24 protein-coding genes and 1 tRNA gene are annotated in these 23918 nt (G+C 69.0%); 15 read left to right on the forward strand and 10 right to left on the reverse strand.

The window, feature by feature from the left end:
- Nucleotides 1–4: 4 nt before the first annotated feature.
- The 4 genes from sufC (at nucleotide 5) to abc-f (ending at nucleotide 4129) form a co-directional block, all read left to right on the forward strand.
- Nucleotides 5–781, forward strand: coding sequence for a Fe-S cluster assembly ATPase SufC (sufC, locus tag FGL15_RS19515; RefSeq protein ID WP_138947099.1), 777 nt, complete (start codon nucleotides 5–7; stop codon nucleotides 779–781).
- Nucleotides 782–809: 28 nt separating this feature from the next.
- Entirely contained in the window at nucleotides 810–1139 is a 330-nt protein-coding gene (locus FGL15_RS19520; protein ID WP_056005622.1) for a metal-sulfur cluster assembly factor, read from the forward strand.
- A 93-nt stretch (nucleotides 1140–1232) separates the two neighbouring features.
- Entirely contained in the window at nucleotides 1233–2399 is a 1167-nt protein-coding gene (locus FGL15_RS19525; RefSeq protein ID WP_138947100.1) for a MalY/PatB family protein, read from the forward strand.
- A gap of 131 nt (nucleotides 2400–2530) precedes the next feature.
- Nucleotides 2531–4129 (forward strand): ribosomal protection-like ABC-F family protein, encoded by a 1599-nt coding sequence (gene abc-f, locus FGL15_RS19530; protein ID WP_056005615.1) that lies wholly within the window; start codon nucleotides 2531–2533, stop codon nucleotides 4127–4129.
- Between the two features lie 81 nt (nucleotides 4130–4210).
- Here abc-f and FGL15_RS19535 read toward each other — a convergent pair whose 3' ends face one another.
- From FGL15_RS19535 to FGL15_RS19545, 3 genes are read right to left on the reverse strand one after another with little or no spacing between them, the layout of a single operon-like run.
- Entirely contained in the window at nucleotides 4211–5059 is an 849-nt protein-coding gene (locus FGL15_RS19535; protein ID WP_085510918.1) for an SURF1 family protein, read from the reverse strand.
- Entirely contained in the window at nucleotides 5056–5280 is a 225-nt protein-coding gene (locus FGL15_RS19540) for a hypothetical protein (RefSeq protein ID WP_079705968.1), read from the reverse strand. Before FGL15_RS19540 ends, FGL15_RS19535 begins: the two co-directional genes overlap by 4 nt.
- Nucleotides 5277–5585 carry a DUF3099 domain-containing protein gene (locus tag FGL15_RS19545; RefSeq protein WP_137241654.1) on the reverse strand — a complete coding sequence of 103 codons (309 nt, stop codon included), beginning with the start codon at nucleotides 5583–5585 and terminating at the stop codon, nucleotides 5277–5279. Before FGL15_RS19545 ends, FGL15_RS19540 begins: the two co-directional genes overlap by 4 nt.
- A 161-nt stretch (nucleotides 5586–5746) precedes the next feature.
- Between FGL15_RS19545 and fabG the strand changes: the two genes are divergently transcribed.
- On the forward strand, nucleotides 5747–6457 hold the full coding sequence (gene fabG, locus FGL15_RS19550; RefSeq protein WP_079705970.1) for a 3-oxoacyl-ACP reductase FabG: 711 nt from the start codon (nucleotides 5747–5749) through the stop codon (nucleotides 6455–6457).
- Between the two features lie 58 nt (nucleotides 6458–6515).
- Here fabG and serB read toward each other — a convergent pair whose 3' ends face one another.
- Together serB and FGL15_RS19560 are read right to left on the reverse strand one after the other, a co-directional pair.
- Nucleotides 6516–7235 (reverse strand): phosphoserine phosphatase SerB, encoded by a 720-nt coding sequence (gene serB / locus FGL15_RS19555; protein WP_168223258.1) that lies wholly within the window; start codon nucleotides 7233–7235, stop codon nucleotides 6516–6518.
- Nucleotides 7207–8451 carry a glucose-1-phosphate adenylyltransferase gene (locus FGL15_RS19560; RefSeq protein ID WP_064296946.1) on the reverse strand — a complete coding sequence of 415 codons (1245 nt, stop codon included), beginning with the start codon at nucleotides 8449–8451 and terminating at the stop codon, nucleotides 7207–7209. Before FGL15_RS19560 ends, serB begins: the two co-directional genes overlap by 29 nt.
- Before the next feature lie 45 nt (nucleotides 8452–8496).
- Here FGL15_RS19560 and glgA point away from each other — a divergent pair, with 45 nt between their 5' ends.
- From glgA to FGL15_RS19575, 3 genes are all read left to right on the forward strand, one after another.
- Nucleotides 8497–9678: a glycogen synthase gene (gene glgA / locus FGL15_RS19565; RefSeq protein WP_086473253.1), complete on the forward strand. Its 1182-nt coding sequence runs from the start codon at nucleotides 8497–8499 to the stop codon at nucleotides 9676–9678.
- Nucleotides 9679–9741: 63 nt separating this feature from the next.
- Nucleotides 9742–10554: an ABC transporter ATP-binding protein gene (locus FGL15_RS19570; RefSeq protein ID WP_085510924.1), complete on the forward strand. Its 813-nt coding sequence runs from the start codon at nucleotides 9742–9744 to the stop codon at nucleotides 10552–10554.
- 157 nt (nucleotides 10555–10711) lie between these two features.
- On the forward strand, nucleotides 10712–10960 hold the full coding sequence (locus tag FGL15_RS19575) for a type B 50S ribosomal protein L31 (protein WP_056005588.1): 249 nt from the start codon (nucleotides 10712–10714) through the stop codon (nucleotides 10958–10960).
- A gap of 72 nt (nucleotides 10961–11032) precedes the next feature.
- Here FGL15_RS19575 and FGL15_RS19580 read toward each other — a convergent pair whose 3' ends face one another.
- Complete coding sequence (locus FGL15_RS19580) at nucleotides 11033–11806, reverse strand: 3'-5' exonuclease (protein ID WP_086473252.1); 774 nt, start codon at nucleotides 11804–11806, stop codon at nucleotides 11033–11035.
- 104 nt (nucleotides 11807–11910) lie between these two features.
- Between FGL15_RS19580 and FGL15_RS19585 the strand changes: the two genes are divergently transcribed.
- Nucleotides 11911–12813 carry an alpha/beta fold hydrolase gene (locus FGL15_RS19585; protein WP_137241650.1) on the forward strand — a complete coding sequence of 301 codons (903 nt, stop codon included), beginning with the start codon at nucleotides 11911–11913 and terminating at the stop codon, nucleotides 12811–12813.
- A gap of 4 nt (nucleotides 12814–12817) precedes the next feature.
- Here FGL15_RS19585 and FGL15_RS19590 read toward each other — a convergent pair whose 3' ends face one another.
- Nucleotides 12818–13720 carry a Sir2 family NAD-dependent protein deacetylase gene (locus FGL15_RS19590; protein WP_138947102.1) on the reverse strand — a complete coding sequence of 301 codons (903 nt, stop codon included), beginning with the start codon at nucleotides 13718–13720 and terminating at the stop codon, nucleotides 12818–12820.
- Between the two features lie 138 nt (nucleotides 13721–13858).
- Between FGL15_RS19590 and FGL15_RS19595 the strand changes: the two genes are divergently transcribed.
- Both FGL15_RS19595 and FGL15_RS19600 read left to right on the forward strand, forming a co-directional pair.
- On the forward strand, nucleotides 13859–14662 hold the full coding sequence (locus tag FGL15_RS19595) for an RNA methyltransferase (RefSeq protein ID WP_138947103.1): 804 nt from the start codon (nucleotides 13859–13861) through the stop codon (nucleotides 14660–14662).
- Nucleotides 14663–14747: 85 nt separating this feature from the next.
- On the forward strand, nucleotides 14748–15992 hold the full coding sequence (locus tag FGL15_RS19600; RefSeq protein WP_138947104.1) for a D-alanyl-D-alanine carboxypeptidase family protein: 1245 nt from the start codon (nucleotides 14748–14750) through the stop codon (nucleotides 15990–15992).
- 39 nt (nucleotides 15993–16031) lie between these two features.
- On the opposite strand, the gene FGL15_RS19605 is transcribed toward FGL15_RS19600, so the two are convergent.
- Nucleotides 16032–16841 carry an SGNH/GDSL hydrolase family protein gene (locus FGL15_RS19605; RefSeq protein ID WP_079705978.1) on the reverse strand — a complete coding sequence of 270 codons (810 nt, stop codon included), beginning with the start codon at nucleotides 16839–16841 and terminating at the stop codon, nucleotides 16032–16034.
- A gap of 148 nt (nucleotides 16842–16989) precedes the next feature.
- Between FGL15_RS19605 and FGL15_RS19610 the strand changes: the two genes are divergently transcribed.
- Entirely contained in the window at nucleotides 16990–18807 is a 1818-nt protein-coding gene (locus FGL15_RS19610) for a DEAD/DEAH box helicase (RefSeq protein WP_229938898.1), read from the forward strand.
- Between the two features lie 345 nt (nucleotides 18808–19152).
- On the opposite strand, the gene FGL15_RS19615 is transcribed toward FGL15_RS19610, so the two are convergent.
- A tRNA-Leu gene (locus FGL15_RS19615) sits at nucleotides 19153–19236 on the reverse strand.
- A gap of 176 nt (nucleotides 19237–19412) precedes the next feature.
- Here FGL15_RS19615 and FGL15_RS19620 point away from each other — a divergent pair.
- The 3 genes from FGL15_RS19620 (at nucleotide 19413) to mshC (ending at nucleotide 22906) form a co-directional block, all read left to right on the forward strand.
- Complete coding sequence (locus tag FGL15_RS19620) at nucleotides 19413–20732, forward strand: M20/M25/M40 family metallo-hydrolase (protein WP_138947105.1); 1320 nt, start codon at nucleotides 19413–19415, stop codon at nucleotides 20730–20732.
- 114 nt (nucleotides 20733–20846) lie between these two features.
- Entirely contained in the window at nucleotides 20847–21671 is an 825-nt protein-coding gene (locus FGL15_RS19625) for an undecaprenyl-diphosphate phosphatase (protein ID WP_079705981.1), read from the forward strand.
- Nucleotides 21668–22906 (forward strand): cysteine--1-D-myo-inosityl 2-amino-2-deoxy-alpha-D-glucopyranoside ligase, encoded by a 1239-nt coding sequence (gene mshC, locus FGL15_RS19630; RefSeq protein ID WP_138947106.1) that lies wholly within the window; start codon nucleotides 21668–21670, stop codon nucleotides 22904–22906. Before FGL15_RS19625 ends, mshC begins: the two co-directional genes overlap by 4 nt.
- 46 nt (nucleotides 22907–22952) lie before the next feature.
- On the opposite strand, the gene FGL15_RS19635 is transcribed toward mshC, so the two are convergent.
- Nucleotides 22953–23879: a PAC2 family protein gene (locus FGL15_RS19635; protein ID WP_205858658.1), complete on the reverse strand. Its 927-nt coding sequence runs from the start codon at nucleotides 23877–23879 to the stop codon at nucleotides 22953–22955.
- Nucleotides 23880–23918 lie beyond the last annotated feature (39 nt).

Here is a 23918-nt window from a genome sequence, read left to right on the forward strand (position 1 = left end):
CACCATGTCAGTCCTCGAAATCCGCGACCTGCACGTCAGCGTCGAAACCGAACAGGGCACCAAGCCGATCCTGCGTGGCGTCGACCTCACCATCCGGAAGGGCGAGACCCACGCGATCATGGGTCCGAACGGTTCGGGCAAGTCCACGCTCGCGTACACGATCGCCGGCCACCCGAAGTACACCGTCGACAGCGGATCCATCACGCTGGACGGCGAGGACGTCCTCGCGATGAGCGTCGACGAGCGCGCCCGTGCCGGACTCTTCCTCGCGATGCAGTACCCGGTCGAAATCCCCGGTGTCACGGTCACGAACTTCCTCCGCACGGCGAAGACCGCCGTCGACGGCGAGGCGCCCGCGATCCGCGGCTGGATCAAGGACGTCCGCGAGTCGATGAAGAACCTGCGCATGGAGCCCGCCTTCGCCGAGCGCAACGTCAACGAGGGCTTCTCCGGTGGCGAGAAGAAGCGTCACGAGATCCTCCAGCTCGAGCTGCTGAAGCCGCAGTTCGCAGTCCTCGACGAGACCGACTCCGGCCTCGACGTCGACGCCCTCAAGATCGTGTCCGAGGGCGTCAACCGCGCCAAGGAGAACACGGGCCTCGGCGTCCTGCTCATCACGCACTACACGCGCATCCTGCGTTACATCAAGCCGGACTTCGTACACGTCTTCGTCGCCGGCAAGATCGCTGAGCAGGGCGGTCCCGAGCTCGCCGACCGACTCGAGAATGAAGGCTACGACCGTTTCCTCGGCGACGCCGTCGTCGCCCCGGAAGGTGCCTGAAGCCGCGCGAGCGGTCTAAGATAACGACATGGTAACAACGCTCAGTCCGCAACGATTCGACGAGGTCGAAGAGGCGCTCAAGGACGTCATGGACCCCGAGCTCGGGGTGAATGTGGTCGACCTCGGTCTCATCTACGACTTGGGTTGGGATGACGAGAACGACGCGCTCATCATCCACATGACCCTGACCTCCGCCGGATGTCCGCTCACGGACGTCCTCGAGGAGCAGACGGGTCAAGCGCTCGACGGCATCGTCGACGCCTTCCGCATCAACTGGGTGTGGATGCCGCCGTGGGGCCCGGAGCGCATCACGGACGACGGGCGCGACATGATGCGTGCCCTCGGCTTCTCGATCTGATCGAACCTCCACGACGACGGACGGCTGCAGTGCAGCCGTCCGTCGTCCTGTTCCGGGCCGCGTCGTCCGGCTGATCCCGGATAGGGTCGAGGCATGACCGAGATCGTGTCCGCAGACCCCCTCGACGTCCTCCGCAGCCGGACGAGCGAGAAGTGGTCCGAGTACCCCGACGACGTCTTGCCCATGTTCGTCGCCGAGATGGACGTCCCCCTGGCACCCGTGGTCCGCGACGCCTTGCACGCGGCGATCGACCGCGGCGACGCCGGGTATGTCGCGAGCCGCACACCGCTCCCACAGGCGTTCGCCGGCTTCGCAGCGCGACGCTGGGGATGGGTCGTGGATCCCGGCTCCGTGTTCACCACCGCCGACGTCAGCATGGGCATCGTCGAGATCCTGCGTCGCGTCATCGCGCCCGGCGAGGGCGTCGTGATCACCTCGCCGGTCTACCCGCCGTTCTTCGACCTCGTCACCGAGGCCGGGGGAGTCGTGGTGGACGTCCCCTTGCTCGGGTCCAGCCGCGCCGCCGATCCCGCCGGAGGCTGGCGGCTCGACCTGGACGGTCTCGAAGCCGCCTTCCGCAACGGCGCGAAGGCGTTCCTCCTTTGCAATCCGCACAACCCGATCGGTCGGCCTCACACGGTCGACGAACTCCGCTCGGTCGCCGCGCTGGCCGCGCGGTGCGGGGTCGCCGTCGTGAGCGATGAGATCCACGCTCCGCTCACCCAGCCGGGCGAGCGGTTCGTCCCCTATCTCAGCGTGTCCGACGAGGCCGCCGAACACGGGTACGCCGTCCTGTCGGCGAGCAAGGCCTGGAACCTCGCCGGCCTGAAGTGCGCGGTGATGGTCACCGCCGGCCCCGGGCCGCGGAGCGTGGTCGCTGGGATGCCGGTCGAGGTGTTCTGGCGGACGGGCCAGTTCGGTGTGCTGGCTTCGGTCGCCGCCTTCGAGGCCGGAGAGCCCTGGTTGGACGGGCTCCTCGGGTTGCTCGACGGCAACCGGCGGCTGCTCGGTGAGCTGCTGGGCACCGAGTTGCCCGAGGTCGGCTACCGTTCGCCTGCCGCCGGGTACCTCGCCTGGCTGGACTGCACCGCGCTCGGTTGGACCGAGCCCCCGGCGCGGCGCATCCTGCGCGAGGCGCGCGTCGCACTGCAGGAGGGAGCCCCGTTCGGGCCCGGAGGCGTCGGCCACGCACGACTCAACCTGGCCTGCTCACCCGAGCTCCTCACCGAGGCGGTCGGACGGATCTCCGCCCTGCGTTGACGGTCGTCCGGCTGCGCCGGAACCCTGCCGGAACAGCCGCGGTGCTGAGCATCGGATTCACGATTTATACTGGGAGGCTGACCCCCACCCTCCGCGTTGTCGAAACGCACCCGAAGAAATGGACTATGCCTGTGCTGAGTGTGCACGACCTCGAGATCCGCGTGGGGGCACGCGTGCTCATGGAGCACGTGAACTTCCGCGTGTCCGCCGGCGACAAGATCGGCCTCGTCGGCCGTAACGGTGCCGGGAAGACGACCCTGACCAAGACGCTGGCGGGGGAGACCCTCCCGACGAACGGCAAGATCGATCGCGGTGGCGAGATCGGGTACCTGCCGCAGGACCCGCGCTCCGGCAACCCGGAGGATCTCGCCCGCACCCGCATCCTCGATGCACGTGGTCTCGGCCAGCTCGCGCTCGGCATGCACGAGTCGAGCATGGCCATGGCGAGCGACGACCCGAAGGTGGCGGAAGCCGCCATGAAGAAGTACGGCAACCTCACCGACCGGTTCAACGCGCTCGGCGGGTACGCCGCAGAGGCCGAGGCGGCCTCGATCGCATCGAACCTGAACCTGCCAGACCGCATCCTCGATCAGCAGCTGAAGACGCTCTCGGGTGGACAGCGCCGCCGCATCGAACTCGCGCGAATCCTCTTCTCCGACGCCGAGACGCTCATCCTCGACGAGCCGACCAACCACCTCGACGCCGACTCCGTCGTCTGGCTGCGCGAGTTCCTCAAGCAGTACAAGGGCGGGTTCATCGTTATCTCGCACGACATCGAGCTCGTCGGCGAGACCGTCAACCGGGTCTTCTACCTCGATGCGAACCGCACCGTCATCGACATCTACAACATGAACTGGAAGAACTACCAGCGTCAGCGCGAGGCCGACGAGGAGCGCCGGAAGAAGGAGCGCACCAACGTCGAGAAGAAGGCGACGGCGCTCCAGCTCCAGGCGGCCAAGTTCGGTGCGAAGGCCAGCAAGGCGGCCGCTGCCCACCAGATGGTGGCTCGCGCCGAACGGATGCTCTCCGGGCTCGAGGAGGTCCGCGCGCAAGACCGCGTGGCCAAGCTGCGGTTCCCGACCCCGGCGCCCTGTGGCCGGACGCCACTCATGGCGAGCAACCTGTCGAAGAGCTACGGCTCGCTCGAGATCTTCACGGCCGTCGACCTCGCGATCGACCGTGGCTCGAAGGTCGTCATCCTCGGATTCAACGGTGCAGGCAAGACGACCCTGCTGCGGATCCTCGCCGGAGTGGACCAGCCCGACACCGGGCAGCTCGAGCCCGGGCACGGCCTGCGGATCGGCTACTACGCGCAGGAGCACGAGACGATCGACGTGAAGCGCAGCGTATTGGAGAACATGGTCTCCTCATCGCCGAACATCACCGAGATGGAAGCGCGTAAGGTCCTCGGCTCGTTCCTGTTCACCGGCGACGACTCCAACAAGCTCGCCGGCGTGCTGTCCGGTGGCGAGAAGACGAGACTCGCTCTCGCGATGATCGTCGTCTCTGGCGCGAACATGCTCCTCCTCGACGAACCGACCAACAACCTCGACCCGGCCAGCCGTCTGGAGATCCTCGACGCGCTCGCCCACTACGAGGGTGCCGTCGTGCTCGTGAGTCACGATGAGGGCGCCGTCGAGGCGCTCAACCCCGAGCGGGTGCTCATCCTGCCCGACGGCGTCGAGGACCACTGGAACAAGGACTACCAGGACCTCGTCAGCCTGGCTTAGCGCCAACGGGTGAGCGTACCCGGCCCTGTGGGCTTCACGGGCCGGGTACGCCCCGTCCGTCGCCTGCTCGGGCCAGTCGGATCAGCGACTCGCTTCGAGGATCTCATCCTCGATGTCGGCGTCGGACCGTGCCTTCGCGGCGAGCCGTTCGGCGCGCGCAGCCGCACGCCGCTGCTCTTTCGGGTCGTCGGAGTTCAGGATGCGGTACTCCTGACGGATGGCATAGGCGAGGAAGATGAAGCCCATCAGCGCGAAGACCACCCATTGCAGCGCGTACGAGAGGTGCATCCCCTCGTTTGGCTCAGGCTTGATCGGACCGAGCGGCGCCGCCTCGGCAGGCGCCGGGCTCTCCGAGAGGAGCATGCCGTACGCACCGGAGTAGAGCGTCTCGCCGCGGAGTTCGGCGATCTGCGGGAGGTTGATCGTGGCCACCTGGCCGTCGGCGGCCCCGCGGCCCGGGAGCGTCGGTTCGCCGGGTCGGATGCGGACGACGACCGAGACCTCACCGCTCGGAGGTGCCGGGACCGACTCGGGTGCCTCGAGTGAATCGTTCGCGGCGACCCAGCCACGGTCGACGATGAACACGTCTCCGTTCGCCAGGCGGAGCGGGGTGAGGACGTTGAAGCCCGCCTGGTTGTTCCGGGGACGGTTCCGGACCAGCAGCTGTTCGTCAGGCAGGTAGGTACCGCTCATCGACACCGGATGCCATTCGTCGGCCACGCTGAAGGAGTCGAGCGACGGCAGCGCTTCGTCGAGCGGGATCGGAGTCGCGTCCCAGTTGGTCTCGATGCGCTGGACCTCCTCCTCCTTCTCGCTCGCCCGGGCGAGCTGCCAGTTGGAGAGGAGGACGCACACGATCGCGAACACGATCGCGACGCCGAGGTAGCCGAGCCAACGGCGGCTGAAGGCGAACCGCCAACCCGCGCTCATGAGCCGACCGCCGACGCCAGCGGACGCCGCTCGAGCGGGAAGGAGCGGGCTTCGAGGAAGGCCTCCAAGAAGTCGACGTGTTCGTCGCAGGCGGTCCAGACCTTCACACGGTCCTCCGCGTGGATCTTCGGATTGCGCCACTCGATCCGCCAGCTCGCCGCCGCGCGGCAGCCGGCCCGGGAGCAGATCACGCCGTCGGGCTCGGCACCGAACCCGATCATGCCTGGTCGGCCGGACGAGGCGGAACCGGGTCGTCGACGATGATCGGCCGCTGGGACACGACGACACCGGTGGGGCGCTCGATGGCCCCCTGCGACGGCAGCGACCCGGCGTTCGCGATGATCACGGCGACGTACGGCAGGAAGATGGCACCGGCTGCGACCGCGAACATCCAACCGCCCTGGACGAACGGGAGCGCAGCGAGGCAAAGCAACCGGACACCCATGGTGATCGAGTACTTGATGAGCCGCTGCCGGCGCTCCTGTTCGGGAGCCGGTGGGAGGGAGGTGATGCTCTGCTGCTTCATGCCATGACCAGCCTACGCGCTCGGCGGGTGGGCGAAGCCCCCAAATCACCGGGAGAAAGGGAGTACCCCCATATGCTGGTACGGGTCCGCGGCCGGAACGCCGCGCGTCCCGACGGCCGCCGCACGAGTCGGCCGGTATCGCCGCAGGAGAGGAATCGACCATGACCGCACCACGCACCGTACTCGTCACCGGAGGCAACCGGGGGATCGGCTTCGCCATCGCCGAGGAGTTCGTCGCGCAGGGTCACCGCGTCGCCGTCACCGCGCGATCCGGCGAGGGCCCCGCGGGCACGTTGACGGTCCGCGCGGACGTCACCGACGCCGCCTCCGTCGACGCGGCGTTCACCGAGATCGAGTCGGAGCTCGGGCCGGTCGAGGTGCTCGTCGCGAACGCGGGCATCACGAAGGACACCCTGCTCATGCGGATGAGCGAGGACGACTTCGACCAGGTGGTCGACACGAACCTCGGCGGCTCCTTCCGCGTCGTCAAGCGCGCGTCCAAGGGCATGCTCAAGGCACGCTTCGGGCGCATCGTGCTCATCTCCAGCGTCGTGGGCCTCTACGGGTCCGCCGGACAGGTCAACTACGCGGCCTCGAAGAGCGGCCTCATCGGCATGGCGCGATCCATCACCCGCGAACTCGGTGCACGTGGGATCACGGCGAACGTGATCGCCCCGGGGTTCATCGAGACCGACATGACCGCCGAACTGCCCGCCGAGACCCAGGCCGAGTACAAGAAGAGCATCCCGGCAGCGCGTTTCGCGAGTGCGAACGAGGTCGCGAAGGTCGTCACGTGGATCGCCGGTGACGACGCGGGCTACATCTCCGGCGCCGTGATCCCGGTCGACGGCGGCCTCGGCATGGGTCACTGACCCGGGCAGCACCGCACCGAGCAGAACCCGACCTCGGGCGCTGACACCGACGCGCGGATCAGAGCCCGAGGAGCGGGAGGACGTCGGCGAGGTCGACCCGCCCGGCGACGAGGTCGGCATGGCGGCGGACGATCGGCTTCGCGTTGAACGCGACCGAGAGCCCGGCGACGGCCATCATCTCGAGGTCGTTGGCTCCGTCGCCGATCGCGATCGTCCGTGCCAACGGCACGCCGTCCTCGTCGGCCCACTCCTGCAGTGCGGCCGCCTTCGCCGCCGCGTCGATGATGGGACCGCTGAGGCCTCCCGTCAACCGACCGTCGGCGGTCTCGAGGCGGTTCGCCCGCACGTGGTCGAGGCCGAGTGCCTCGGCGAGCGGGTCGAGCAGTTCATGGAACCCGCCCGACACGACACCGATCCGCGACCCGTGCGCATGCAGCCGGCCGATCAGCGTCTCCAGGCCGGCCGTCGTCCGGATCCGTTCGGCGATCACCGGGATCCGGTCGACGGGCAGGCCCGCGAGCGTCGCGACCCGGGCCCGGAGGCTGTCGGCGAAGTCGAGGTCACCGCGCATGGCGCGCTCGGTGATGGCGGCGACCTCGGGGAGGCTGCCGACCTCCTCGGCGAGCAGCTCGATCACCTCGTTCTCGATGAGCGTCGAGTCGGCGTCGAGGACCGCGAGGAACCGGACACCTCGTCCGGCCTGTGGGGGAGTGCTGCTTCGGGATCCGCCACTGCCGAACGCTCGGTACTCATGGAACGACGCGTACTCCCTTGCCAACCACGGTGAGACCGGATTCGGTGACGGTGAAGCCGCGAGCGCGGTCACGGTCGTGGTCGACACCGACGCTCGCGCCGGAGGTGACCACCACATCCTTGTCCAGGATAGCCCGCTTGACGACGGCGTCCGGTTCGATGTGGACCTTGTCGAACACGACCGAGTCGGAGACGTGGGCGCCGGATTCCACGAGCGCCCACGGCCCAAGGACACTGCGCTCGATGTGGGCACCGGACAGCAGCGAACCGAGGGAGACGATCGAGTCGATGGTCTGGCCGAGGTTGCCCTTCGCGTCCCGCACGAACTTCGCCGGCGGCGAGTTCAGCTGCGAACTGAAGATCGGCCAGTCGCGGTTGTACAGGTTGAAGATCGGGAGCGTCGAGATGAGGTCCTGGTGGGCCTCGTAGAACGACTCGATCGTCCCCACGTCGCGCCAGTAGTAGCGATCGCGATCCGTCGATCCAGGTACATCGTTCCGCTGGAGGTCGTAGACGCCGGCCTCGCCGCGATCGACGAAGTACGGGACGATGTCGCCACCCATGTCGTGGTTCGAGCTCGTCACCTCGCCGTCGTCGATGACCGCCTGCATGAGTGCGTCGGCGTCGAAGACGTAGTTGCCCATCGAGGCGAGCACTTCACCGGGGGAGTCGGGCAGGCCCGGCGCGTCGAGCGGCTTCTCGAGGAAGCGGGCGATGGTCGTCGGGTCGTCCGCGTCGACGTCGATGACGCCGAACTGGTCGGCCAGGGAGATGGGCTGACGGATCGCGGCGACCGTCGCCTTCTTGCCCGAGGCGATGTGCGCCTCGATCATCTGCGCGAAGTCCATGCGGTAGACGTGGTCGGCGCCGACGACCACGACGATGTCGGGCTTCTCGTCGCGGATCAGGTTGAGGCTCTGCAGGATCGCGTCGGCGGATCCGCTGAACCAGCGCTTCCCGAGACGCTGCTGCGCCGGCACGGACGCCACATAGGAGTCGAGCAGGCCGGACAACCGCCAGGTCTGCGAGACGTGGCGGTCGAGGCTGTGGGACTTGTACTGGGTGAGGACGACGATCTGGGTGAGTCCGGAGTTGATGAGGTTCGACAGCGCGAAATCGATCAGGCGGTACTGCCCGCCGAACGGTACGGCCGGTTTCGCGCGGTCTGCGGTCAGCGGCATCAACCGCTTCCCTTCCCCACCAGCGAGGACGATTCCGAAGATCTTCTTTGAGGCGGCCATGGCTTCACAATAGATGCCGGACGAGACCTGTACTAGCGTCTAGACATGCGAGTTGATCTTGTGACAAAGGAGTACCCGCCGGAGATCTACGGCGGCGCAGGCGTCCACGTGTCGGAGCTGGTGAAATCCCTCCGCAGCGACATCGACGTGACCGTGCGCTGCTTCGGCGCGCCACGCGACGAGGCCGACACCGTCGCGTACGGTGTCCCGGCCGAGCTCCAGGGGGCGAACGGCGCCCTCACGACACTCGGGACGGACCTCCTGATCGCCCAGGACGTCGCCGGAGCCGACCTCGTGCACTCGCACACCTGGTACGCGAACGGTGCCGGTCACCTCGCGTCGCTGCTGCACGGCATCCCGCACGTCGTGACCGCGCACAGTCTGGAGCCGCTCCGCCCGTGGAAGGCCGAGCAGCTCGGCGGTGGGTACCGCGTGTCCAGCTGGATCGAGCAGTCCGCCTACGAAGGCGCCGCGGCCGTCGTGGCGGTCAGCGACGGCATGCGCCGCGACATCCTGCGGTCGTACCCGAGCCTCGACCCGGCCAAGGTGCAGGTCATCTACAACGGCATCGACCTGACCGACTGGCAGCCACGCGTGGACGACGAGCTGCTGCGGTCCCTCGGCATCGACCCGTCCCGGCCCTCCGTCGTCTTCGTCGGTCGGATCACCCGTCAGAAGGGGCTGCCGTACCTGCTCCGCGCGGCCCGATTGCTGCCACCCGATGTGCAGCTCATCCTGTGCGCCGGCGCTCCCGACACCCCCGAGATCCTCGCCGAGGTCAAGGGGCTCGTCGAGGAGCTGCAGCGCGAGCGCACCGGGGTCGTGTGGATCGAACGACTGCTCCCGCGTCACGAGCTGTGCACCGTCCTCACCGCCGCCACGACCTTCGTGTGCCCGTCGATCTACGAGCCACTCGGCATCGTCAACCTCGAGGCGATGGCCTGCGGTGCCGCCGTGGTCGGGACGGGGACCGGCGGCATCCCGGAGGTCGTGCAGGACGGTGTGACCGGCAGGATCGTCCCGCTCGCGCAGGCGTCCGACGGCACCGGCACCCCGCTCGACCCGGAGCGTTTCGTCGCCGACCTCGCCGCCACCCTCACCGAGGTCGTCCAGGATCCCGCCCAGGCGAGGGCCTACGGGGCCGCTGGTCGCCGACGCGCGGAGTCCGACTTCAGCTGGTCGCGCATCGCCACCCAGACGGCGGAGCTCTACCGCAGCCTGGTCTGAACCACCTGCGGACACCTCGGAGGACGGCGACGCACGACGAGTCTTGGCGGATAGGCTAGGACCATGCCGAGCGTGTTGCAGTTCTCCGATGTGTCCGTCGTCCGTAATCTCAACCCCATCCTCGATGGCGTCGACTGGACGGTGACGGGCGACCAGCGATGGATCGTCCTCGGCCCGAACGGCGCCGGCAAGACGACGCTCCTGCAGCTCGCGGCGACGCTCATCCACCCCTCGAAGGGCACGGTCTCCGTACTCGACGAGACGCTCGGCCGGGTCGACGTCTTCGAACTGCGCCCGCGCATCGGCTTCGCGTCCTCCGCCCTCGCGAAGCGGGTGCCGCCGGAGGAGACCGTCCTGGACGTCGTGCTCACGGCGGCCTACTCGGTCACCGGGCGCTGGGTCGAGCAGTACGAGGACATCGACGTGAAGCGCGCATCGCGGGTCCTCGCCGAATGGAAGCTCGACCACCTCGCCGACCGCCGCTTCGGCACACTGAGCGACGGCGAGCAGAAGCGCGTGCAGATCGCGCGGGCCATCATGACCGACCCCGAACTCCTCCTGCTCGACGAGCCGGCCGCGAGCCTCGACCTCGGCACGCGCGAGGAGCTCGTCGAGCTGCTCGGCGGCTACGCGAGCGCCGACGACTCACCGGCGATCATCATGGTGACCCACCACGTCGAGGAGATCCCCGTCGGCTTCACCCACGTCCTGCTCGTACGCGACGGTGGCATCGTCGCCGCCGGCCCGATCGCCGAGACACTCACGGCCGAGCACCTCAGCGAGACCTTCGACCTCCCGATCGAGCTGAGCGAGGAGGACGGCCGGTTCCACGCCCGCTCCGTCCGCGCCGGACGCTCGGCCGTCGCCCCCTCCTGACGGCCACGCCTCGGCGAGTCGTCCTCGGCTGGCGAGCAGACGCGCGCCGAGTCTGGTAAAGTCGACCTTTGGCTCGCGGAGCCAAGAGCTTTCTGCCTCGTGCCTGGAGTTCCGAGCGCGGGTACTACCCACACCATCCACTCAACAAGGACTGCTGATGAAATCTGACATCCACCCCACGTACGAAGCCGTCGTCTTCCGCGACCTCGCCTCCGGCGCGACGTTCCTCACGCGCTCGACGGTCTCGTCGGGCAAGACGATCGACCTCGACGGCGTCACCTACCCGGTGATCGACGTGGAGATCTCGTCCGAGTCGCACCCGTTCTACACGGGCAAGCAGCGCATCATGGACTCCGCCGGTCGCGTCGAGAAGTTCAACCAGCGCTTCAAGGGCTTCGGCAAATAGTCCTTCCGCTGGAATACACGAACGCCCCGATCCTCGGATCGGGGCGTTCGTCGTCGTGGGGAGCCGTGCGACTCAGATACCGATGGGCAGCTGGTCCGCTGGGACGATGACCGGCGCCTCAGGTCGAGCGGCAGGGCGTCCGGTGCGGATGGGCCAAGCGCCTTCGGCGACGAACTCGGGATCGCGCACGCGGCGCATGTAGGACTGGAAGCTCTCCGCCTGCTCGAGCGACCAGGACCGCTGGGCCTCGTGCAACTCGTCGACGCTCGTCGGCAGGGCGTCGGCGTGACGCCGACCGATGGCCTGAGCGACACGTCCGGCAGCGACGGCGTCGACGCCCGCGTCGTGCGCACCCTCCAGTGGAACGCCGTGCAGGGCGGCGACGACCTCGAGCGTCCGCTTGCCGCGCCGGAACGTGTCGAGGCGTCGGTCGAGGATCAGCGGGTCGACGACGGGGGACGGGTCGGTGATCGAGGTCACCCCGTGTCGCTCCGCCTCGAAGTGCAGGAGGGAGAAGTCGTAGGGCGCGTTGTAGGCGACCACCGGGGTCCGCGCGGCGAACAGTTCGGTGAGGACGGCGACGATCTCTCCGACGACGGCCGGTGCCGGACGCCCCTCAGCCCGGGCCCGCTCCGTCGTGACGCCGTGGATCTCGGCGGCGCGAGCGGGGATCTCGACCCCGGGGTCGGCCATCCACGACCACGAACGTTCGACCGAACCGTCCGCGGTGATGACACCGACGAAGGCGGTCACGATGCGACTCGTCTCCACCTCGATGCCCGTCGTCTCGAGATCGAAGACCGCCAGGCGGTCCGTCCAGTGGGGATTCGCATCGACCGTGTTCACGCCTTCACCCTATGACGCACCTCCGACAGGGTCCTGTGCCACGCCGGGGCGGCACGGTCCGCGTCATCGGGTGAACGCGGAGCCGGACTGCCTAGACTGAGTGGATGCCCGTCGAATCACCGTACGCCGACCAGCTCGACCGCATCCCGGTCCGGGAGCGCTCGCTCATCGTGGACGGAGCCGAGACCCGGTTCTGGGACTACGGCGACCACGAGGCGTCGACGACGATCGTCATGGTGCACGGGTTCCGGGGCGACCACCACGGCCTCGAACCGGTCGTCGCGCAGCTCTCCGGGTTCCGGATCATCGCTCCGGACCTCCCCGGCTTCGGCAGCTCGGCACCCTTCCCCGAGGCCACCCACTCCGTGGAGGGGTACGCCGCCTGGCTGGGACGGTTCATCGAGGAGCTGCACCTGACCGGCCGTGTCGTCCTGCTCGGGCACTCGTTCGGGTCGATCGTGTCGAGCGCCGCCGTCGCCGGGGGACTCCGACCGGATGACCTCATCCTCGTGAACCCGATCGCCGCCCCGGCGCTCCAGGGCCCTCGCGGCGTCCTGACGAGGCTCGCGGTCTTCTACTACTGGTCGTCCGCGAAGCTCCCGAAACGCCTGGGATTCGCGTTCCTCCGGAACAAGGGCGTCGTGCGCATCATGAGCGTCGCGATGTCGAAGACGAAGGACCCGACGCTCCGTCGGTGGATCCACGCCCAACACGACCAGTACTTCAGCGCCTTCGCCGACCGGGAGGTCGTCCTCGAGTCGTTCACCGCCTCGGTCAGCCACGACGTCAGCGAGTACGCCGACCGGATCCCGAGCCGCACGCTGCTCATCGCCGCCGAGCGCGACGACATCACGCCCGTGGCCGCGCAGTACGCGCTCGCGAAGCGGTTCGCCGACGCGCAGCTGCACGTCATCCCGGGCGTCGGACACCTCATCCACTACGAGGAGCCGCACGACGCGGCGCAGCGCCTCACCGCGTTCCTCGCGGACGACCGCACCGACGCCTGAGGCGTCAGGCGTCGGTCGCCTCCTGCGAGACGACGCTCGTGAATGCGGACGGGACCAGGCGAGCGGCGATCCCGGTAAGCGTCTCACTGGCACCCGCGTCGAGCTTCACGTCCGCGCGGCCGTCCGCCTTCGTGACGCCGCGGTTGATGACGACGATCGGCAACCGCTTCCGGCGGGCGAGTTCGAGGAGCCGGATCCCCGAGTTGACCACAAGCGACGACCCGGCGATCACGAGTGCGTCGGCGCCGCGCACGAGTGCTGCCGCCTCGGCGTACTTCTCCGTCGGGATGAATTCGCCGAAGAAGACCACGTCCGGCTTCAACATCCCACCGCAGACCGTGCACACGGGGACGACGATCTCGTCGACGCGCCCGACCTCGGCATCGCCGTCCGGGTTGATCGTCACATCCGTCTCGGTGTCGAGCCACGGGTTCAGTGCCGTCATGCGCTCCGCGATGCTCGACCTGGCGTAGCTCTGCCCACAGGCGAGACAGCTGACGCGGTCCATCGACCCGTGCAGGTCGACGACGCGGCGCGAGCCGGCCCTGACGTGGAGGCCGTCGACGTTCTGCGTGATGACGCCGTCGGCGATACCGGCCTCCTCGAGGAGCGCGATCGCCCGGTGGCCGGCGTTCGGGCGAGCACCGTCGAACCGCTTCCACCCGAGGTGGCTGCCGGCCCAGTAGCGTTTGCGCGCGGCGTCGTCGTTGGACAGGAACTGGTCGACCGTCATGGGGGTCCGCACCGGAGCGCCCTGGCCCCGGTAGTCGGGGATGCCGGAGTCCGTGCTCACGCCGGCGCCGGTGAGGAAGGCGACACGGCGATCCGCGAGCAGCTCGATCGCCCGTTCGAGCCCGGCCTCGGCCGTCTCGTCAGCGGGATCCCCTGCTGCGATCAGCGTGCTCATGCCTGCTCCGTCCATCCGTCCGCGACGATCGGAGTGCTCCGGGCCATCGCTTCCCCTGAGTCTAAACGGCCTCGTTTTCGATCGTGTTCCCACTCTGGCAAGGTGGAGGTCGAACATCGCGTCGAGAGGACGTCTCCCATGCAGGTCATCCGGATCACCGATCTCGACGACGGACGACTCGACGACTACGCGCGACTGACGGACGTCGCCCTCCGCCGGGTGTCCGAACCCGCGGGTGGCCTGTACATCGCCGAGTCCACGAAGGTCATGGAACGTGCGCTGCGCGCCGGGCACCGACCGCGATCGGTCCTGCTGCAGGAGAAGTGGCTCGAGGACGTCTCGCCACTCCTCGAGGACCACGACGTCCCGGTCTTCGTCGGCGAGCCCGCACTCCTCGAGCAGCTGACGGGCTTCCACCTGCACCGGGGAGCCCTCGCGGCGATGCACCGCCCACCGCTCGCCGACCCCGCCGAACTCCTCGCCGACGCCCGCCGGGTGGTCATCCTGGAGGACATCGTCGACCACACCAACGTCGGCGCCATCTTCCGCTCCGTCGCCGGCCTCGGTGCCGACGCCGTGCTCATCACGCCGAGATGCGCCGACCCGCTCTACCGCCGCAGCGTCCGCGTCAGCATGGGCACGGTCCTGCAGGTGCCGTGGACCCGCCTGCCGGAATGGGACGTCGCGTCCGGCGTCCTGCGTGATGCCGGCTTCGAGACGGCTGCTCTCGCCCTGGCCGACGACGCCGTCGACCTCGACACCTATGCGCGGACCGCGCCGGAACGACTCGCCATCGTGCTCGGCGCCGAGGGTGACGGTCTGAGCGCCTCGGCCCTCGCCGCGGCCGACACGATCGTGACCATCCCGATGCTCCACGGCGTCGACTCATTGAACGTCGCGTCGGCCAGTGCCGTCGCCCTCTGGGAGCTCCGGGTCCGCTGACCACGGTCCCTCGCTGCCCGACGACCACCCGGTCGGCGGCACGTCGCGACAGGGGACGCGCAGGAGCGCCGGGTAGCATGACCGGGTGCCACTCACGAGACGACAGATCTACCGCCGCCGCCGTCTCGCCGTCTTCGGTGTCCTCGCCCTCCTCATCGGAGTGTTCGGGTACAGCGCAGGCGCGCTGCTCCGACCGGTGCCGGCCGCGGCTGCGACGCTCGAATCCAGCGACGCCCTCACCACCTCGCTCGTCCAGCAGACCACACCGGTCGCCTGGCCCGGATTCGGGCGGGGCGCCATCGGTGCCGTCGGGTTCGACGGCGTCCTGAGTTCGAGTGGCGAGCAGACGCCGTTCCCCATCGCGAGCATCACGAAGACGATCACCTCCCTCGTCGTGCTGGAGGCCAAGCCGCTCGCCGCGGGGGATCAGGGCCCGTCCATCACGCTGACCGACGCCGACGTCGGGTTCTACTACGACACCATCGCGGAGAACGGTTCAGCGGCACCCGTCGTCGCCGGGTCGGTGTTCACCCAGCGGCAGATGCTCGAAGCGCTGCTCCTCCCGTCGGCGAACAACTACAGCATCTCCCTCGCCGTCTGGGCCTTCGGTTCGGTCGACGCGTACCTCGACGCGGCGCGCGCCTGGCTCGATGCACATGGGCTGACGGGCACGACCGTCACGAACACGAGCGGCCTGGGCGAGACGAACGTCAGCACCCCGAGCGACCTCGTGACCATCGGCAAGCTCGTGCTCGCCGACCCGGTGCTCTCGTCGATCGTCAAGGAGCCCACGGCGGTGCTGCCCGCCATCGGCGAGGTCGAGAACACGAACGCCCTCCTCGGCCAGTACGGGGTGACCGGCATGAAGACGGGGACCGACGACGCCTCCGGCGCCTGCCTGCTGTTCTCCGCCGACCTCCAGGTGGCGGGGCGGACGGTGACCGTCGTCGGCGTCATCCTCGGTGCCGACGACCACACCGTCCTCAACGAGGCCGTGGTCTCCCTGTTGCAGAGCGTGCCGGCCGGATTCCACCAGGTCCAGCTCGCCACCGCCGGGCAATCGGTCGGCTCGTACTCGACCGCGTGGGACCAGGCCGCGAAGGTCGTCGTGGCGTCCGACGCCTCCGTGCTCGTCTGGCAGGACACCCCGATCACGGTCGAGAGCCGCGCCAGAGCCATCGACGCCGGTGCCGCCGGTTCGACGGTCGGGAAGCTCAGCTACACCGTGGGGGCGGGCGCGGAAGGCGGTGCGGCGACGATCGACGTCCCGCTGGCCCTCGACGCGGACGTCGCGCCGGTCACGCCCTGGTGGCGCCTGACCAACCCGTGACCGCAGCAGACGGCGGAGCCCGGGTGGTCGGCCGGACGGTCAGACGTCGAGTTCCTGGTCCTGCGCTGCGACCGTGAGGAACGGGCCGGCGAGCGGTCGCTTGGCGGTGATGTGGTCGCCGGAGGACTGGTGCCGCACCCGACGGAGCACCCACGGCACGAGGTACTCACGCGCCCAGGCGAAGTCCTCGGTCCGGGCCTGACGCCAACGCCTGACGGGGAGCGGCTCCGGCTGCAGCGGCTTGAGGTCGTTCTCCACGTTCAGCGCGTGCAGGACGAGCCGGGCGACCTCGTGATGGCCGAGCGCGTTCAGGTGTAGCCGGTCCGGTGCCCACATCCGCGGATCCTGGATCGCCTGGAGTGCCCACTGGTCGGCGATGATGCAGTCGTGTCGGGCGGCGATGGCCCGCAGGTTCTCGTTGTAGATCGCGACCTTGCCGCGGATGCTCCGGAAGACGGGGGAGAATCCGACGTCCACACCGGTGAACAGCACGACCGTCGCTCCGTCGCTCCGGAGGCGGATGATCGCCTGCTCGAGTCGTCTGGCGATGTCGTCGGGGTCGGTGCCGGGCCGGATCACGTCGTTGCCACCCGCCGAGATCGTGATGAGGTCGGGGTGCAGCTCCAGGGCCGGCTCCACCTGGTCGTCGAGGATCTGCTGCGCGAGCTTGCCGCGCACCGCGAGGTTGGCGTAGGCGAAGTCCGAGTTCTGCGCGGCCAGCACCTCGGCGACCCGATCGGCCCACCCACGGTGCCCGCCCGGCGCCCCCGGCTCGGGATCGCCGATCCCCTCGGTGAACGAGTCGCCGATGGCGACGTACCGCGACCAGGGATGGTGCTGTTCGGTCATGGGTGGTTCCTCCTGCTGTGCATCCGGAACCTCCAGCGTACGCCCGCCCCTCGGCTGGCGGATCAGTCGCGAGTCGGACATCCGGATGGGTGTCGAGGCCGCACACGATGGTCGGCGGTGTCGGTGCGGCCGGGTACAGTGGTCTCCAGTGAACGCGGAAATCTCTTCGACCCAGCACCTGGGCGGGTCCGCAGCCGAACACCTCTCACCGGCCTTCCCGGAACGCGCAGCGTGGGGCACGGCGAGCAAGCTTCGAGCCTGGCAGGCCGAGGCGCTCGAGCAGTACTTCACGACCGAACCCCGTGACTTCCTCGCGGCGGCGACACCGGGCGCAGGCAAGACGACGTTCGCGCTGCGGCTCGCCTCCGAACTCCTCCATCGCGGCACGATCGACCGCATCACGGTCGTCGCCCCGACCGATCATCTGAAGCGCCAGTGGGCCGAGGCCGCGAGCCGGGTCGGCATCCGCCTCGACCCGAACTTCGCGAACCGCGATCAGGTCTTCGGCCGCCACTACCACGGTGTCGCGGTCACCTACGCCCAGGTCGCGGCGAACCCGCCCGTGCATCAGCGCACGACCGATTCGGGTCGCACCCTCGTCATCCTCGACGAGGTCCACCACGGCGGCGACGCCCTGAGCTGGGGCGACGGCATCCACGAGGCCTTCTCGCGGGCCACCCGTCGCCTGTCCCTGACCGGGACCCCGTTCCGGTCCGACACGGCTCCGATCCCGTTCGTGGTCTACCAGCCCGACCACCAGGGTATCCGGACCTCCGTCACCGACTACAACTACGGGTACGGTCGCGCGCTCCAGGACGGGGTCGTCCGTCCGGTGCTCTTCATGGTCTACGCCGGCCACATGCGCTGGCGGACCAAGGCCGGCGACGAGATGGAGGCCCGCCTCGGCGAGGGCAACACGAAGGACATCACCTCCGCGGCCTGGCGCACCGCCCTCGACCCCCAGGGTGACTGGATCCCGGCGGTCCTGAAATCCGCCGACCTCCGGCTGTCCGAGGTCCGTCAAGCGGTTCCGGACGCCGGCGGACTCGTGATCGCCACCGACCAGACGACCGCGCGAGCCTACGCGGCCATCCTGCACGAGTTGACGGGGGAGCAGCCCACGGTCGTCCTCTCCGATGAGAAGGAGGCCAGCGACCGGATCGCCGACTTCTCAGGGAACACCAAGCGCTGGATGGTCGCGGTCCGCATGGTGTCGGAAGGCGTGGACGTCCCGCGACTCGCCGTCGGCGTCTACGCGACGTCGTCCGCCACGCCGCTGTTCTTCGCGCAGGCGATCGGGCGATTCGTCCGGGCACGTCGACGCGGCGAGATCGCGAGCATCTTCCTCCCGAACGTGCCGAACCTGATGGCCCTCGCGGAGAAGCTCGAGCTCGAGCGCGACCACGCACTCGACCGCCCGAGCGACCCGGACGCGGAGGGCGACCTCTTCAACCCGGAGGACGCGATGATGGCGGCCGCGGAGCGCGAGGACAAGGCTTCCGACTCGCTCCTCGAGGAGTTCACCTGGCAGGCCGTCTCATCGGATGCGCACTTCGACCGGGTCGTGTTCGACGGCGACGAGTTCGGGGAGCTCGCCCAGCCGGGCACCGAGGAGGAGTTCGACTTCATCGGGTTCCCCGGGCTCCTCGAGCCTGAACAGGTGCACGAGCTGCTCGTGCAGCGCCAGAGCCGCCAGGCCAAGCGCGGGGCGTTCGTCGACAAGAACGCCGCCTCGCCCAGTCCGCAGGCGGACATCCCCGCTCCGCTCTACCGCACCCTCAAGGAGCAGCGCCAGGTGCTCAACACCCTGGTCGGCCTCTACGCCAAGCACACGAAGGAGCCGCACGGACTCGTGCACGCCGAACTGCGACGCGTCTGCGGCGGACCCGCCGTGGCACAGGCGAGCGTGACGCAGCTGCAGTCGCGCATCGACCTGCTCCGTCGGCGCCTGGGCCACGGGCACTAAGGACAGCACCTCTCTTCGCGCGCGCGTTCTCCTGCTTCGCGGTCGGCCCGCCGGAGCTGCCCTTCGACAGGCTCAGGGACCGGCGTGTTCCGGACGGAGCTCTCCCGGTCACTGAGCTTGTCGAAGTGCCCACGAGGGCCCTCCGGCCCTGACCACCCTTCGACAGGCTCAGGGACCGGCGGTGCAGGCTCAGGCACCGGCGGTGCAGGCTCAGGGACCGGCGGAGGTGCGTCGGTTTTCGCTCTGACCGAAGATGATCTCGGGTGTCTGCGTGTCGTGGAGTCCGGCGGGAAAACAAGAACGGCCGGAGCTTTCGCTCCGGCCGTTCGCCGTCTCAACACGGTGTGCGCGAAGGGGGACTTGAACCCCCACGCCCGTAAGGGCACTAGCACCTCAAGCTAGCGCGTCTGCCATTTCCGCCACCCGCGCGTGTTGTGATCGTGTCCGGCTTTCGCTGGGCACGAGAAGAAACTCTAGCACGGATTTCGACAGCCGTTCACCACCTCGTACCGCCAGACGATCTTCTCGACGGCTTCCGGTCGTGCGCCGATCGCGCAGAACGGGGGAGAGGTGCAGCGGTCAGGGCCGACGGGTAGCGTGGAACCATGACCTCCGGCTCAGACGCATCCGACCTCACGCTCGACGAGACCACGCGGATCGCGCGGGACCTCATCCGCATGGACACGACGAACTACGGTGAGGGCCGCTCCAACGGCGAGACGGAGGCAGCCGAGTACGTCGACGCGTACCTCCGCGACCTCGGTCTGGAGCCGGAGCTGATCGACGCCGCTCCGGGCCGGACCAGCGTGGTCGCACGGGTCGCCGGTGCGAACCCCGAGAAGCCGGCGCTCGTCGTGCACGGGCACCTCGACGTGGTACCCGCCGATCCTGCGAACTGGTCGGTGGACCCCTTCGGCGGCGAGATCAAGGACGGCCTGCTGTGGGGACGCGGGGCCGTCGACATGAAGAACATGGACGCGATGATCCTCGCGTCGCTCCGCGAGATCCTCGGCAGCGGCCGTCGGCCGGAACGCGACCTCGTGATCGCGATGTTCTCGGACGAGGAGAACGGCGGCGTGTTCGGCTCGCACCACCTCGTGACGGAACGACCGGAGCTCTTCGCCGGCGCGACCGAGGCGATCAGCGAGGTCGGCGGGTACTCGATCACGTTCGGCGGACGCCGCTCATACCTCCTCCAGACCTCGGAGAAGGCCCTCGTCTGGATCAAACTGGTCGCGACCGGACGAGCGGCCCACGGATCCCGCTACGTGCAGGACAACGCCGTCACCCGCCTCGCGGAAGCGGTGGCGGCCATCGGACACACCGAGTGGCCCGTCCGACTCACCGACACCACCGAGCAGCTGCTCCGTGAGATCGCCACCATCCTCGGCACCACGCCCGAACGGCTCGGCCCGGACGAGCTCGCCCTCGCGACGGGTACCGCCTCCGGCTTCATCCAGGCCTCGCTCCGCACGACGAGCAACCCGACCCTGCTGCAGGCGGGATACAAGCACAACGTGATCCCCGATCGCGCCGAGGCGCTCGTCGACATCCGCACCCTGCCCGGCGAGGAGGACGCGGTGCTCGCGCGCGTCGCGGAGATCGTCGGTGAGGACATCGAGATCGTCGTCATGCACCGCGACATCGGCCTCGAGACACCGTTCTCGGGTCCGCTCGTCGACGCGGTCGTCGAGACCCTCGGGCGCCATGACCCCGGCGCCCCGGTGCTCCCGTACATGCTCTCCGGCGGTACCGACAACAAGGCACTCTCGCTCCTCGGCATCACCGGGTACGGCTTCGCTCCGCTGCGCCTGCCGGAACACCTGGACTTCCCCGCGATGTTCCACGGAGTCGACGAGCGCGTGCCGCTCGACGCGCTAGGGTTTGGCAAGCAGGTCCTCACGGACCTCCTCCTCGACTACTGACTTCCCACGGTCCGTCTCCGCGCCCTCCGCGCCGCGAGACGCTCCAGGAGCCGCCCCGCCGACGACTGCCGGATCCGGCCGAACACCAGCCATCCGGCTGCAGAAAGGTGCCCTGTGGACCTCATCAACGCCATCATCCTCGGACTCGTCCAGGGACTCACCGAGTTCCTGCCGATCTCGTCGAGTGCGCACCTGCGCATCCTCGGCGAGTTCCTCCCGGGGGCGAAGGACCCTGGCGCGGCGTTCACCGCGATCACCCAGATCGGTACCGAGGCCGCCGTCGTGGTGTTCTTCTGGCGCGACATCGTCCGCATCATCTCCTCCTGGTGCAAGGCCCTCGTCGGCAAGATCCCGAGGGACGACGCCGACGCCCGCATGGGGTGGCTGATCATCATCGGCAGCGTCCCCATCGTCGTGCTCGGCCTGTTGTTCCAGGACGAGATCGAGACGACCTTCCGCTCACTGTGGATCGTCGCGATCATGCTCATCGTGTTCGGCATCCTGCTCGGTGTCGCCGACGCCGTCGGAGCGAAGAAGCGACGCCTGAAGAGCCTGACCTACCGCGACGGCGCGATCTTCGGAGGCGCCCAGGCCCTCGCCCTCATCCCCGGTGTCTCCCGCTCCGGCGGCACGATCACCGCGGGGCTGTTCATGGGCTACGAGCGCCGTGCTGCAGCGCGGTACGCCTTCCTGCTCGCGATCCCCGCGGTGTTCGGCAGCGGCTTCTACCAGGTCTTCAAGAGCATCGGTGAGCCGAGCCCCTACGGACCGGTCGAGACGCTCGTGGCCACGGTCATCGCGTTCGTCGTCGGCCTCGCGGTCATCGCCTTCTTCATGAGCTACATCTCGAAGCGCAGCTTCCTGCCCTTCGTCGTCTACCGCATCGTGCTCGGCGTCGTCCTGCTGGTGCTGCTCGGCACGGGCGTGATCAACGCGTGAGGGCCTGGTCCGCCCCGGTCGTCCCGGAGCTGCCCGGCTCCGGCACGGCCCCGTGTCTCTGGGACACCCCGAGCGCCGGGCTCATCGAGGCCTCCGCCGAACGCACGGCGCGGTTGTATGTCTGCGGCATCACGCCGTACGACGCGACCCACCTCGGCCACGCGTCGAGCTACCTCGCCTACGACACCCTGCAGCGCGTCTGGCTGGACGCCGGCTACGAGGTGCACTACGCCCAGAACGTCACCGACGTGGACGACCCGCTGCTCGAGCGGGCCACCGCGACCGGCGTCGACTGGGTCGAACTCGCAGCGAGCCAGGTCGAACTCTTCCGGAGCGACATGGAACGCCTCAGCATCCTGCCACCCGAGGACTACGTCGCGGTCACCGAGGTCATCGGACCGATCGCCGACGCCGTCGCGCTACTCATCGAGCGCGGTGTCGCCTACACGGTCGACACCCCGGACAGTGCCGCCGGAGACGACGTCTACTTCGACGTGCGCGCCGCGGCCGACGATGTCTGGCACCTCGGCGCGGAGAGCGGGCTCGACGAGGCGACGATGGCCGCGTTCTTCGCCGAGCGCGGGGGAGACCCTGACCGCGCCGGGAAACGCGACGCCTTCGATCCACTGCTCTGGCGGGCGGCGCGCGACGGCGAGCCGAGCTGGGAGTCACCCGTCGGCCAAGGACGCCCCGGTTGGCACATCGAGTGCTCGGTCATCGCCCTCCAACACCTCGGATCCGACTTCACGGTCCAGGGTGGCGGCTCCGACCTCGTCTTCCCGCACCACGACCTGAGTGCCGGGCACGCCGCAGCGCTGTCCGGTCGCCCGCTCGCCAAGGTGTTCAGCCACGCCGGCATGGTCGCCTACGAGGGCACGAAGATGTCGAAGTCCCTCGGCAACCTCGTCCTGGTCTCACGCTTGGCCGCCGACGGAGCAGACCCCTCGGCCATCCGACTCGCGATCCTCGCGAACCACTACCGCAGCGACTGGGAGTGGCACGACGAGCACCTCGTCCTGGCCGATCGTCGGCTCGGGACCTGGCGTTCCGCCTTCGCGACGGACGCCGCGGGTGGAGCGTCCGCCGTCGAGCTGCTGCAGGCGATGCGGGTCCGACTGGCGGACGACCTCGACACCCCGGGTGCCATCGCACTCGTCGACGCCGCAGCGACGACCGGCGTCGACGACGCCGACCTCGCGCGGTCGGCCGTCGACGCACTCCTCGGCGTGCGCTGAGCAGGACGGCGGCTCACCGGAGTCGCGCCACCGCGATGGGACCGGGTTAATCGCGATCCTTCCGCCAGGGCTCGTCGCCCTTGCCCTCGTCCCGACGCAGGTACCGCTCGAACTCCTTGGCGATGGCCTCGCCGCTCGCCTCGGGCGACTCGACGGTGTCGCGCGCCTGCTCCAGCTGCTGGATGTAGGCGGCCATGTCCTCGTCTTCGGCGGCGAGCGTGTCGATCCCGCTCTGCCACTCGCCGGACTCCTCGACGAGGGCTCCGCGGGGGATGACGACGTCGATGAGTTCCTCGAGCTTGTCGATCAGCGCCAGGACGGCTTTCGGGGAGGGCGCACTGTGCACGTAGTGGGGGACCGAGGCCCAGACCGAGAGACTCTGGACGCCCTGCCGTTCGGCCGCGTCGGCCAGCACACTGAGGATGCCGACCGGCCCCTCGTAGGTGCTGCGCTCGAGCTGCAGGGCCTGCCGCAGCTCGGCGTTCTCGCTCGAGGCGAAGACCGAGATGGGCCGCGTGTGCGGGACGTCGGCGAGCATCGCACCGAGCATCACCATGCCGGTGATGCGCTGCTCGGTGATCACGGCGAGGATCTCGTCGACGAACGCCTTCCAGCCGCGCGAGGGCTCAGCGCCGAGCAACACGTAGACGTTGTCGCCGCCGCCCTCGCTGACCCGGAGCGCGGCGTCCTCCGCCAACGGGGTCGCGGGCTTCGCCGCTTCGGGGTCGGGCCCCGAAATCGTGGTACCGGGCCAGGTCAGCGACCGCTTGCCGTCCTCGTCGACGCCGACCGTCGGCCGGTTGAACTGGTAGTCGTAGTAGGGCTCCGGGTCGATCTCGAGCAGCGGGCGGAGGGCGAGCGAGTCGCGAAGCACGCGCACCGCGCCGCTCGCCGCCTCGCCGGCATCGTTCCAGCCCTCGAACGCCACGACGAGCAGGCGACCGCCCAGCGGCTCCTTGGTGTCTTCCGTCACGTCTCACTCCTCGGTGCACGGGGACCTTCCGCGACCATC

The organism is Plantibacter sp. M259 (genome assembly GCF_006065115.1).
In the GTDB taxonomy this organism is placed as follows: domain Bacteria; phylum Actinomycetota; class Actinomycetes; order Actinomycetales; family Microbacteriaceae; genus Plantibacter; species Plantibacter auratus.